The organism is Pseudomonas sp. A34-9 (assembly GCF_029543085.1).
Taxonomy (GTDB): Bacteria; Pseudomonadota; Gammaproteobacteria; order Pseudomonadales; family Pseudomonadaceae; genus Aquipseudomonas.
On record NZ_CP119967.1, the window covers coordinates 2288723 to 2301845 of the forward strand.

The following is a 13123-nucleotide window of genomic DNA, read 5'->3' on the forward strand; positions in this document are numbered from 1 at the left end:
CGTTAAATTTTATTTCTCTGTCCTCGTTCCTACTCAACAGACGACCTGCTGTCCTGCTCAAGGCCGGTCAGGTCACTTAGGCTCTCCTTGCCCCTTGTTGAGGGGTTCATCCAGAGGACACTGGAAATGACTCAGGCAATTGCATCGCCCATCGTTCACGACCTGATCGGCGTCGGTTTCGGCCCTTCGAACCTGGCACTGGCCATCGCTCTGCAAGAGCGCGGCCCGACCCAGGGCGAGCTGGATGTACTGTTCCTCGACAAACAGGCGGATTACAGCTGGCACGGCAACACCCTGTCGACTCAAAGCGAGTTGCAGATTTCCTTCCTCAAGGATCTGGTGACCCTGCGCAATCCGACCAGCCCGTATTCGTTCGTCAACTATCTGAAATACCACGGCCGTCTGGTCGACTTCATCAACCTCGGCACCTTTTATCCGTGCCGCATGGAGTACAACGACTACCTGCGCTGGGTCGCCGGGCAGTTCGCCGAGCAGAGCCGGTACGGCGAAGAAGTGCTGACCATCGAGCCGGTGCTGCACAACCATCAGGTTGAAGCGCTGCGCGTGATTTCCCGTGGCAGCGATGGCCAGCAGCATGTGCGGACCACCCGTTCGGTGGTGGTCAGCGCCGGCGGCACGCCGCGCATTCCGGAGGCGTTCAAGGCGCTGAAGGGCGACACCCGTGTGTTCCACCATTCGCAGTACTTGTCGCAAATGGCCAAGCAGCCGTGCGTGAACAATCAGCCGATGAGCATCGCGATCATCGGTGGCGGGCAGAGCGCGGCGGAAGCCTTCATCGACTTGAACGATTCGTTCCCGTCGGTGCAGGTCGACATGATCCTGCGCGGCTCGGCCCTGAAGCCTGCCGACGACAGCCCGTTCGTCAACGAAGTGTTCTCGCCGGAATTCACCGACCTGGTGTTCCAGCAAAACAGCGCCGAGCGTGAGCGTCTGGTCAACGAGTACCACAACACCAACTACTCGGTGGTCGACATCGACCTGATCGAGCGCATCTACGGCATCTTCTATCGCCAGAAAGTGTCCGGGATTGCCCGTCACGCCTTCCGCACCCTGACTACTGTCGAGAAAGCCACCGCCACCGACAACGGTATCGAACTGGCCGTGCGCAACAACGCCACCGGCGAAGTTACCGTGCGCAATTACGACGCGGTGGTCCTGGCCACCGGTTACGAGCGGCAGATGCACCGCAAACTGCTCGCGCCGCTGGAAGAGTACCTGGGCGACTTCGAGGTGGATCGCAATTACAAACTGATCACCGACGAGCGCTGCAAGGCCGGCATCTACATGCAGGGCTTCTGCCAGGCCAGCCATGGTCTGAGCGATACGCTGCTGTCGGTGTTGCCGATTCGTGCGGACGAGATTGCCGGCTCGCTGTATGAGCATGGCAAGCATCGCGGACATCGTTCGATGGCGGATTTGTTGTTGGCAACTGCCAGCTAAATTATCGGCGCCTGATACACCGCCTTCGCGAGCAGGCTCGCTCCCACACTGGATCTTCATTCAACACCACGTCTGTGTTCGCTGGAGGTCCCCTGTGGGAGCGAGCCTGCTCGCGAAGGGGCCATTTGAAGCACCACAAATCCTGATTTCTGAACCCTTCCTGAACATCCCCCACATTCCCCGGCACACTGCCTTTTGCGGGTTTACTCTCCAGACATCGGGGCGTAAGCTTCGCGCGTTTTCATCAATAGCGGAGACCCACAGTGGGTACTTGTTCGAGTGACAGTTGTCGGCCGGTCTCGGTAACCGGCAGATTCTCGGCAAGATAACGCGCAGACTTTCTCTGTCGTTGTCTCGCCGTAAAAGCGAGCAGCGGCATCCCGTGCATGACCCGTCCGTGGTCATGTCTGGACGTTCCTTCTCATCGACGCTGAACAGAGCGTGATTGCGACTTAAGTGTGGTGATCGCAGCCCTATCGACACGCCTGTCTTTTCTGACCGGCGCGCCAGGCCTTGCCGTGCCGGTTTTTCCGGCGAACGAGGCGCGGCCGTACCTGCTTGACGGTTTCCCGGCTGACCATAGGGGCAACAGCCATGAAACTTACGCTCAAGGAATTCTTCGCAGGTTTTCTGCGGACTCGCCACATCGCCCGGCACTTCCGTCGCCTGGCGCTGCTGGAATCGATCAACGACACCACGGTCAGCCGTGAAGTCCCGCCCACATTGGCCAACACCTTGGTCGATGCCGCGCATTGCGACAGCGGTGTATTGCTGTCGTCACTCGGCACGCATTCCGATGGCCTGACCGATTTCGAAGTCGATGCACTGCGTGCGCAATACGGCCTCAACGAAGTCGAACACGAGCAGCCGCTGCCCTGGTGGATTCACCTGTGGCACTGCTACAAAAACCCGTTCAACCTGCTGCTGACCCTGTTGGCGGTGATCTCGTGGCTGACCGAAGACCTCAAGGCCGCTGTGGTGATTTTCTCCATGGTGGTGTTGTCGACGCTGCTGCGCTTCTGGCAGGAAAGCAAATCCAACCAGGCCGCCGATGCGCTGAAAGCCATGGTCAGCAACACCGCGACGGTGATGCGCCGTGACGCGCCGCGCAGCGAATTGCCGATCAAACAACTGGTGCCGGGCGATCTGATCGTGCTGTCGGCCGGTGACATGATTCCTGCCGATTGCCGGGTGCTCAGCGCCAAGGACCTGTTCGTCAGCCAGGCGGCGATGACCGGTGAATCGATGCCGGTGGAGAAGTTTCCACGCCAGGCTGATCGCGAGACACGCAATCCGCTGGAGCTGGACAACATCCTGTTCATGGGCACCAACGTCGTCTCCGGCACCGCGGTGGCGGTGATTCTCACCACCGGCAACAGCACCTATTTCGGTGCCTTGGCTCAGCGTGTCGGCGCGACTGATCGCGCAGTGACTTCGTTCCAGCAAGGGGTGAACAAAGTCAGCTGGCTGTTGATTCGCTTCATGTTCGTGATGGCGCCGCTGGTGCTGTTCATCAACGGTTTCACCAAGGGCGACTGGACCGAAGCACTGCTGTTTGCGCTGTCGATTGCCGTCGGCCTGACCCCGGAAATGCTGCCGATGATCGTCACCTCGACGCTGGCCAAAGGCGCGGTGTTTCTGTCACGCAAAAAAGTCATCGTCAAACGTCTTGATGCGATCCAGAACTTCGGCGCCATGGACGTGCTGTGCACCGACAAGACCGGCACGCTGACCCAGGACAAGATCTTCCTCGCACGCAATGTCGATGTCTGGGGTGCAGACTCCGATGACGTGCTGGAAATGGCTTACCTCAACAGCTACTACCAGACCGGCCTGAAAAACCTGCTGGATGTCGCGGTGCTGGAACACGTGGAAATCCACCGTGAGCTGAAAGTCGGCACGGCGTTTCGCAAGGTCGATGAGATCCCGTTCGACTTCAATCGTCGGCGCATGTCGGTGGTGGTCGAAGGCCGGGGTCAGCCGCACCAATTGATCTGCAAAGGTGCGGTAGAAGAAGTCTTGGCGGTGTGCAGCCGCGTGCGTCACGGCGACGTCGATGAAGCCTTGAGCGATGAATTGCTGACCCGGATTCGTCAGGTCACTGCAGCATTCAACGCTGAAGGCTTGCGCGTGGTGGCGGTGGCCGCTCGCTCGATGCCCGAAGGTCGCGACACTTACAGCCTGGCTGATGAAAATGAACTGACGCTGATCGGCTACGTGGCGTTCCTCGATCCACCGAAGGAAAGCACCGCGCCAGCGCTCAAGGCCTTGGCCGAACATGGCGTGGCGGTAAAAGTGCTGACCGGCGACAACGAACTGGTGACCGCGAAGATCTGCCGCGAAGTCGGTCTGGCGCAACAAGGCCTGCTGCTGGGCAACGACGTCGAGCGCATGAGCGATGCCGAACTGGCGGTGGCCGTAGAGACCACCAATGTGTTCGCCAAACTGACGCCGTCGCACAAGGAGCGCATCGTGCGCATCCTCAAAGGCAACGGCCATGTGGTCGGCTTCATGGGCGACGGCATCAACGACGCGCCAGCATTACGCACCGCCGACATCGGTATCTCGGTGGACAGCGCGGTGGACATCGCCAAGGAAGCCGCCGACATCATCCTGCTGGAAAAGAGCCTGATGGTGCTGGAGGAGGGCGTTCTCGAAGGGCGCCGGACCTTCGCCAACATGCTCAAGTACATCAAGATGACCGCCAGCTCCAACTTCGGCAACGTCTTCTCGGTGCTGGTCGCCAGTGCGTTTATTCCGTTCCTGCCGATGCTGCCGATGCATCTGCTGGTGCAAAACCTGCTCTACGACATTTCGCAGATTGCGATTCCGTTCGATAACGTCGATGAGGACATGCTGAAAAAACCACAACGCTGGCAGCCGGGCGACGTCGGGCGCTTCATGCTGTTCTTCGGCCCGATCAGTTCGATCTTTGACATCACCACGTTCGCCTTGATGTGGTACGTATTCGATGCCAACACCCCGGATCACCAGACGCTGTTCCAGTCCGGCTGGTTCGTGGTCGGGTTGCTGACCCAGACGCTGATCGTGCACATGATCCGCACGCCGAAGATTCCGTTCCTGCAAAGCCGTGCAGCCATGCCGCTGCTGGTGATGACCGGGATCATCATGGCGGTCGGCATCTTCCTGCCGATGGGGCCGCTGGCGCATTACTTCAAATTGCAGGCGCTGCCGTCGCTGTACTTCGTGTTCCTGCCGGTGATTCTGCTGGCGTACATGGCGCTGACCCAGGCGGTGAAAGGGTTCTACATCCGCCGGTTCGGCTGGCAGTAATGCTGACCCTGTAGGAGCTGCCGCAGGCTGCGATCTTTTGATCTTGTTTTTAAAAGGCAAAAGCAAAAGATCGCAGCCTGCGGCAGCTCCTACAGGGGGGGGCGTTTCAAGTGAATTTCAAGCAGGCCCGACGAAGGGTTTTTGTGTTTTCAGGGAGATGACGATGCAAGCCATCAACAACCTCAACCTCGATTCGCTGCTCGACACCCTCGTCAGCCTCAGCGCCGCGTTCATTCTCGGTGGCCTGATCGGTTTCGAGCGCCAATACCGGCAACGTACCGCCGGCCTGCGCACCAACGTTCTGGTCGCCGTCGGCGCGGCAATTTTCGTCGACATGGCCAACCGTCTCGCGGGCGCCGAAGGCGCAGTGCGCGTGGTTGCCTACGTGGTCTCCGGCATCGGCTTTCTCGGTGCCGGGGTGATCATGCGCGAAGAGGGCAACGTCCGTGGCCTCAACACCGCCGCGACCCTGTGGACATCTGCAGCGGTCGGCGCCTGTGCCGGCGCCGATCTGCTTGCCGAAGCGGTGCTCGGCACGCTGTTCATTCTCGCCGCCAATACCTTGCTGCGGCCGATCGTCAACAACATCAATCGCCAGCCATTGGACGTGGTTTCGGCGGAAGTCACCAACATCGTCTACGTCATCGCCCGACGCTCCCAGCAAACCGCCGTGTTCGCCTTGCTCGAAGCCGAACTTGAGCGCAGCAACTACCCGGCCAGCGATGTCGATGTGCACGCCTTCGGCGCCGATGAAATCGAAATCGAAGCGACGCTGGCGACCACATCGGTCGATGGGGATGAACTCGACGCACTGGTGGCGCGGATTTCCACATCGGCGCTGGTGGTGCAAGCGTTCTGGAGTCCCAGTACCACTGAATGATCATTCTCGGTTGCTGAGAATTGTTCCTTTGGTGAGTCCGGTTGCCACGTCGGATCCTTCTGACGTGGCTTTGTTCTTGAAGGGGCATCGGAGCTTTCTGGGTGTTTTTTCAGACTTGTCCTACATGCTTTGGCGACGCTTTTGCCTAGTGTGTCGCCTCTTATGCCACGAGCGGCGACCTTTCCCTCACCGTCGAAACCCATGTCCTACAAATGCTGGCGAATTTTGATTGCTGACGAGCAGCCTGCGCTGCACGCCCGAATCGGCAAGACTTTTAAAGAACTGGGCTGTCGCGAACTGACGCGGGTGCACTCGTTTCGTGAACTGTTGGGCGTGACCCATTACTCCAGCGAGCCCTTCCAGCACTTTGACCTGATGATCATTAACGCTGAGTTGATCGCCGCCGCTGGCGTGGATTGGGTACGGTTCTTTGCAAGCAATGCACAGATTCGCCACGGCGTGATTCATGACAGCGTTCGCGGCCAGCCGCAGGCTCAGACGATTTATGCCAACTACCGACGACAGTTGATGCTGGTCCGTATCCCGGACCGGCAAACCCTTGGCCCTCTGCTGGAGCACCTCGATGTTCAGGAACAATCCCACAAACTTTGAGGCATCTGCTGGCGGGTCGAATGCGCGATTGGCCAAGGCAGACCGTGTTCCCGGCATCGATGATTCAATCGCCGTGCCTGCTCTGCCGCTGCGTGTGCTGGTGTTGGAAGACCATGCATTCCAGCGCTCGGTGGCGGTCAACATGCTGCGTACGCTCGGTTGTCGCGAGGTCTTCGAAGCCAGTGACGGCGCTGAGGCGCTGGCGCTCTTGCAGGAAGTCGGTACGGTCGATGTCGCCCTGTGCGATTTGCAGATGGAGGGGATGGACGGGCTGGAGTTTCTGCAGCGGGTGGGGGCGTCGGGGCAGGTCAAGTCGGTGATCATCAGTAGTTCACTGTCGGCAGACCTGCGTCGCGCGGTGCATCAGATGGTGGCGTTGCTTGGCCTGGAACTGCTGGGTGATGTCGGCAAACCTTTGCATGTGCAGGTGCTGGCGAATCTGCTGGGCAAATCCCTCGACAGGCCTGCTCTGGCGCAACCAGCGGCCGCTGCCGTGACGCTGGCCAGTGAGGCGGCGGTTCGCCAGGCGTTGGCGCAGCGGCAATTGCAGGCCTGGTATCAGCCCAAATTCAACCTGCAGACCGGTCAGGTCTGTGGCGTAGAGGTCCTGTGCCGTTGGCTTCATCCGACTCAAGGCATTCTTTCTCCCGCGCTGTTCATGCCTGTGCTGGAGCGTTGTGGGTTGCTCGACGAGCTACTGTTTACGCAGATCGAACAGGCGCTGGTTGTGCAACAAAGTGCCCGTGCGCAGGGTCTTTTCCTGAATATCGCGTTCAATCTGCACGCTGTGCAGTTGGCCAACGCGCAGCTCACCGTCACGTTGAAAAAACTTCTGGCGCACCATGGTGCTTGCGGTGCAGGTCTGACTTTCGAATTGACTGAAAGCGGTCTGCTCGAAGCGCCGGCCACCAGCCTGGAAAGCCTCGTCCGCCTGCGAATGATGGGCTGTCGTCTGTCGATTGATGACTTCGGCGCCGGCTTCTCATCATTGCAGCGCTTGTGTCAGTTGCCGTTCAACGAGATCAAGCTCGACGCCGAATTCATCCGCAATCTTGAGCACGAACCGCGATGCCGGGCGGCGATCAGCAGCACGCTGGCGTTGGGTGAAACCCTCGGCATGAGCGTGGTGATCGAAGGAATCGAGACCGATGCACAGCGCCGTGAACTGTTGGCCTTGGGGTGTTCTCAAGGGCAGGGCTACTGGTACGCGTGGCCGATGGCCGGGGCTGATTTGTTGCTTTGGTTGCAGCAGCACAGTGATCGGCGGGACTCGGATGAGTGAACCTTTTTTTAAGAAAAGTCCTACAGAACCTGCCGCGAAGCTTGCGTAGTCTTGCCGCACCCAGAAACCGTGACACCGGGAGATTGACCATGATCAATAAAGCCCTGCGCATCCTGATTGCCGACTCGCAGCATTTTCACCGGATGAAAATCGAACGTCTGTTCAATAGCCTTGATTACTACCGCGTGGCCCCGGTGCAAAGCCTCACTGAGCTGTTGACGCTGGTGGACTACGGTTGCGAGCCGTTCGATGTGGTGGTCATCAATGCCGAACTGGCGGCAGGCTCGCTGGATCTGCTGGGGTTTTTCCTCGATAACCCGCAGATTCGTCAGGCGTTGATTTACAACGAAGGCACGGCGCCGTTGCAGCCGGCTTCGGGATTCGCTCAGGAAAATGTCCAGGTCAGCCATTTGCCACTGCCCTCAAAGCAGTCGATCCGTCAGCTGATGGCGCTGGTCGATGCGCCTGCCGGGCCGCATGAGTTGACCGCGCGCCAGCCATACCCGCCGATGCAAAGCGCTGCTCATGCATAAAAAAACACTGGCCGCAACTGTCAGACCTGACAGGTGATTTACGCGGCATTGCATGTAACAGTCCCTGTGCAGCCACTGACTCTGGATCAGCCCCCACCGGTGGCCTGCCCGTCAGACTTTGCACCGGGAGTGGCCATGAAGTCAGCGCTGATCGTCGACGATCATCCGGTGGTGCGCGCTGCCATCCGAATCGTGTTGCAAACCGAAGGATTCAAACAGATATACGAGGCGTCCCAAGGCAACGAGGTGGTGTCGCTCATTCGTGAGCACGAGCCTCGATTGGTCATACTCGATCTGAATTTGCCGGTACTCGACGGGCTGGAAGTCATGGCTCGGATCAAGACCAATGATCTTCGTTGCCGAGTGCTGGTTTTCAGTACCCATGAACCCATGTTCTATCAGGAACGCTGTGTGCGTGCCGGGGCCATGGCCTATGTGACCAAAACCAATCAATTGGAGCAGTTGCGCAATGCCATTCGGGCGGTGATGTCGGGCCATACCTATTTTTCCTCGCTCCCGGACAGTTCCAGCACGCTGAATGCCGTGCAAACCACAGAAAAACAGATGATCGATCAGCTCTCCGACCGGGAGTTGAGCATTTTCCGGCAACTGGGGCAGGGCAAATCCAACAAGGCGATTGCAGAGGACATGCACTTGAGCCACAAAACCGTCAGCACTTATAAAACCCGTCTGATGAAAAAGCTCGGGGTTTGCTCAGCGGTACTCTTGCGCGACTTCGCCAAGCGCAATCATGTGATCTGAGCGAGCGGACATGAGGCGGGGACGCTGGACTGTCTGGCTGGGGCTGAGTCTGGGGCTGAGTCTGATCGCCACCTGCTGGGCGGATGACACCCCGCAAGTGCTGCAAGTGCTGAGCCGGAGCGGGCTGGAAAACGTCCAGTTGCGCCTCGACGAACAGGACCAGCAATGGCTGCGCCAGCACCCGGTGCTGCGCATGGGGATATCGGGGCCGGATTACCCCCCGTTCGAGATCACCCGCAATCAACAGGAACTCGAGGGGCTGACCGCCGATTACGCCGACCTGCTGGCGCGGTTGCTGGGTGTGCGTATTGAAGTGCGACGGTTTGCCAACCGCGATGCCGTGATGGCGGCGCTCAAACGCGGCGATCTCGATCTGCTGGGGACCTCCAACAGTTTTGAGGCCGCCGACCCGGACTTCATCCTGTCCCGACCCTACGCCGAAGATCAGCCGATGCTGGTGACCCGGCTCGAAGATCAATTGCCAAGCGATCTGGCCGGCAAGCGCCTGGCCATGGTCGAGGACTATCTGCCGCTGGCGAGCGTGCAAGCGTTTTATCCCCACGCCCGCGTGCAGCGTTACCCTTCGGCGATGGATGCGCTCGGAGCGGTGGCCTTCGGCGCGGATGATGTTTATCTGGGCGACTTCATCAGCGCCAACTACCTGATCAACACCAATTATCGTAACGACCTGCAGTTGGCCGGCCCGGCGGGACTGGACGCCAATTCGTTCGGCTTCGCCCTGTTGCGCAGCGATGGGCGCCTCAAACGCATGGTCGACAAGGCATTGACCGCCATTCCCATGGAACGTCGCCAACGCATCGAGCAACGCTGGAGCGTCGGCCTCGCCGATATGGCTGAACAGTCGCGGGTGCAGCTCAGTGCAAATGAGCAGGAGTGGCTGGACCAGCATCCAGTCGTCCGGGTCGGCGCCATCGAAGATTTCGCACCGCTGACTTTTTTTGATGCCGATGGCCGTTTCAGCGGGTTGTCGGCGCAACTGCTGAGCTTGATCAGCCAGCGCAGCGGGCTGAAGTTCGACATTGTGCGCGGAGCGTCACTCGATCGCCAGATTGAACAGCTCAAGGCCGGTGAGCTCGATGTATTGCCGGTGGTGACGCCGAGCAGCGAGCGCGAAACCGAACTGCAATTTACCCGCGCCTATCTGAACAATCCGTTTGTGCTGGTCAGCGCAATCACTGCACAGGGGCCGCTCGACCTTGATGACCTGGCAGGCAAGCGGCTGGCCATTTATCGCGGTCATCCGTTACGCAGTTATCTCTTGGGGCGTGTGCCGCGCATCCATCTGACCGAAGTCAAAAGCCCTGCTGAAGGCATGGCATTGATTGCCAAAGGTCAAGTTGACGTTACGGTGAGCTCGCTGCTGGTGGCGCGTTTTCTGATCGCACGGCATTACCGCGAGCGTCTGCGCATCATTGGCACCGTCGGCGATCAACCGGCACGTATCGCGTTGGCGACGGCCCCGCAAATGACAGCTCTGCATTCGATCCTGAACAAGGCGCTGTTGAGCATCGCCCCGCAACAGATGGACGAACTGGTGGAGCGCTGGAGCCACGATGTGGTGGTGGAAGGCAGCTATTGGCTACAGCACCGCCGCGAGATTCTCCTTGGTTTTGTCGGTGCGGCGGTGTTGCTGGCGCTTGCACTGGCCTGGATCGTTTTTCAGCGCCAACAGATTCGCCGCCGCCAGCAATGGTTGCAGCAATTGCAGGAAGCCAAGGACGCGGCGGACGATGCCAATCGCGCCAAAACCACGTTTCTGGCGACCATGAGCCATGAAATCCGCACGCCAATGAACGCCTTGATCGGCATGCTCGAACTGGCCTTGAAGCGCGCCGAGGAAGGCGTGACCGACCGCCTGGCGATTCAAGTGGCATCCAACGCCGGCCAACAGTTGCTGGCGCTGATCGGCGACATTCTCGACATCGCGCGGATCGAGACCGGGCATTTGTCCCTCGTGCCCGAGCGCGCCAACCTGCGTGAGCTAGTGGTGTCGGTGTGTCGGGTATTTGAAGGGTTGGCGCGGCAGAAGCGCTTGTTGTGGCACATCGAACTCGATGCTCGCAGCGATGTTGACGTGCTGATTGATCCGACGCGCTTCAAACAAGTGCTGTCGAATCTGCTGAGCAACGCGATCAAGTTCACCGAAGAGGGCGAGGTCAGTCTACGGCTGACGGTGACCACCGCGACGGCGGAACGCCTGAGCGTGAAAGTGCTTATTGAAGACAGCGGGGTGGGGATCAACTCCGACGACCGACGACGACTGTTTAACCCTTTCGTGCAGGCGGGCCATGACTCGCAATCGGCACGCAGCGGTTCCGGACTGGGCTTGGTCATCAGTCGCAGTCTCTGCGAGATGATGGGCGGCACGCTGCGGCTCGACAGTGCACCGGGTGAAGGCACGCAAGTCGAGGTCAGTCTTGAACTGCCGCTGTTGGCCGCCGTCGCTCAGAGTGCAATCCCGGAAACAAAAGTCGCCGCAACCTGTTCACTGAGTGTTCTGGTGGTGGACGATCATCCGGTGAACCGTTTGCTGTTGTGCTGGCAATTGACTGAACTGGGCCATCAAACGGTCGACACCGAGAACGGTGATGAGGGCCTGCAACGGTGGCGGACTCAGGCGTTTGATGTGGTGATCACCGATTGCAACATGCCGCGGCGCAACGGTTATCAACTGGCGCGGGCCATTCGTGATGAAGAAGCAATGGCTGCTCGCGAACCCTGTCTGATCCTCGGGTTTACCGCCAACGCTCAGGTCGAGGAGCGGACGCGCTGCCTGAGTGCCGGTATGAACGACTGTCTGTTCAAACCGATTCGTTTGCACGATCTGGCACAGGCATTGACGGCGGCCAGTCATTGCAACATCGCGGCTGCCCCCCGCGAAACGCCGGTGTTGGCGGAAATCGACCTGAGCACCCTGGAGCAAATGGCCGGGGATGATCGTGCTCTGATCGAACAGTTGCGCAAGGAAGTGTTGAACAGTTTGCAGCTCGATCTGCAACGCCTTGATGATTTGCAGTCTGAGCAGGATCGCGCAGGATTGCGTGAGCTCACTCATCACATCAAGGGCGGGGCGCAGATGGTGGGCGCGGCGCGTGTGGTAGCGGCCTGCGTTGAACTGGAGCAGGCAAGCCACCGGGCGCAAGCGGCAAGCCTGGACATGGCGGTCGAGGCGTTGCGCAAGGCCATGGCTGGTCTGGCGCAACGTCTGCAGGCCTGAACAGCCAATATCGTCAGGTCAGTCCCAGTGCGGCGCGATGCCTTTCGGGCTGGTCAGGCGATGGCCGCGATCGAGCGTGGCAATCAGCGTCATATCGGCGTCGCTCAGTGTCAGCGCCGTGGCGGCAAGGTTGCTTTGCAGGTTGGCGCGTTTGGTCGACGACGGAATCACCGCGTAGCCCGACTGCATGGCCCAGGCCAGCGTAACTTGCGCCGGGGTGGCGTGCAGGCGCTCGGCGATCTGCTGGATCAGTGGGTCCTTCAGCACTTCGCCGTAAGCGAGGGTCATGTATGAGGTGATGTGGATGCCTTGGCTTTGGGCGAACTCCACCACTTTGCGGTTTTGCAGATACGGGTGCAGTTCGATCTGGTTGGTGGCGATGTTTTCGCCACCGACGGCCGCAATCGCCTGTTGCATCAGGTCGATGGTGAAGTTGGACACGCCGATCTGCCGGGTCAGGCCCAGACGTTTGGCTTCGAGCAGGGCGCCCATGAATGCCTCGACCGGGACCTGGTTTTCCGGCGACGGCCAGTGAATCAGCGTCAGGTCGAGGTAGTCGGTCTGCAATTTCTGCAGACTCTCCTTGAGGCTGTCGATCAGGCGATCCTTGGCGAAGTTGGCGACCCAGATCTTGCTGGTGATGAACAGTTCTTCGCGCGGGATGCCGCTGGCAGCGATGGCCTGGCCGACGTCGGCTTCGTTTTCGTAGATTTGTGCGGTGTCGATGACGCGGTAGCCGAGTTCAAGGGCGGTACTGACCGAATCGATGACAACCTGACCTTGCAGGCGAAACGTACCAAGACCGAAAGCAGGAACAGACATGCAGGACTCCAGGGGTTGCAGTGACAATGGGCAGGAGTATCCGCGTCTGCATCCATGAGAAAAACCGTCGGTGGGGCAAAGCACCTTTGAGCTCAGGTCATGAATCTTTTCCGGGAACTGTGCTGTCCGCGAGCGCACTGTTCTTCACATAGAACGCTGAAGCCGATTTTTGCCGTCTAGTGCGTTAATCGTCATGGATTTAAGCTTAATCCATTGCGTCACTCACTGATTTGGAGCCC

General features: G+C 59.4%; 9 protein-coding genes. 8 read left to right on the plus strand and 1 reads right to left on the minus strand.

Translation table 11 applies throughout. The features are described 5' to 3' along the window. The first annotated feature begins 126 nt into the window (after nt 1–126). From P3G59_RS10100 to P3G59_RS10135, 8 genes are all read left to right on the plus strand, one after another. Entirely contained in the window at nt 127–1461 is a 1335-nt protein-coding gene (locus P3G59_RS10100) for a SidA/IucD/PvdA family monooxygenase (RefSeq protein WP_277761412.1), read from the plus strand. 594 nt (nt 1462–2055) lie between these two features. Continuing rightward, the gene (gene mgtA, locus P3G59_RS10105) at nt 2056–4755 is read left to right on the plus strand and encodes a magnesium-translocating P-type ATPase (RefSeq protein ID WP_277761413.1); all 2700 of its coding nucleotides are present in this window, start codon (nt 2056–2058) and stop codon (nt 4753–4755) included. A 163-nt stretch (nt 4756–4918) separates the two neighbouring features. Further along, nucleotides 4919–5635 carry an MgtC/SapB family protein gene (locus P3G59_RS10110; protein ID WP_007913384.1) on the plus strand — a complete coding sequence of 239 codons (717 nt, stop codon included), beginning with the start codon at nt 4919–4921 and terminating at the stop codon, nt 5633–5635. 201 nt (nt 5636–5836) lie between these two features. Further along, nucleotides 5837–6247 (plus strand): hypothetical protein, encoded by a 411-nt coding sequence (locus P3G59_RS10115; protein WP_277761414.1) that lies wholly within the window; start codon nt 5837–5839, stop codon nt 6245–6247. A gap of 28 nt (nt 6248–6275) precedes the next feature. Beyond that, complete coding sequence (locus tag P3G59_RS10120; protein WP_277761415.1) at nt 6276–7529, plus strand: EAL domain-containing response regulator; 1254 nt, start codon at nt 6276–6278, stop codon at nt 7527–7529. 89 nt (nt 7530–7618) lie between these two features. Beyond that, entirely contained in the window at nt 7619–8062 is a 444-nt protein-coding gene (locus P3G59_RS10125; protein ID WP_277761416.1) for a chemotaxis protein CheY, read from the plus strand. 135 nt (nt 8063–8197) lie between these two features. Beyond that, nucleotides 8198–8824: a response regulator transcription factor gene (locus P3G59_RS10130; RefSeq protein ID WP_277762129.1), complete on the plus strand. Its 627-nt coding sequence runs from the start codon at nt 8198–8200 to the stop codon at nt 8822–8824. Nucleotides 8825–8834: 10 nt separating this feature from the next. Continuing rightward, on the plus strand, nt 8835–12062 hold the full coding sequence (locus P3G59_RS10135; protein ID WP_277761417.1) for a transporter substrate-binding domain-containing protein: 3228 nt from the start codon (nt 8835–8837) through the stop codon (nt 12060–12062). A gap of 18 nt (nt 12063–12080) precedes the next feature. On the opposite strand, the gene dkgB is transcribed toward P3G59_RS10135, so the two are convergent. Continuing rightward, nucleotides 12081–12884: a 2,5-didehydrogluconate reductase DkgB gene (gene dkgB / locus P3G59_RS10140; RefSeq protein WP_277761418.1), complete on the minus strand. Its 804-nt coding sequence runs from the start codon at nt 12882–12884 to the stop codon at nt 12081–12083. Between the last annotated feature and the right edge of the window lie 239 nt (nt 12885–13123).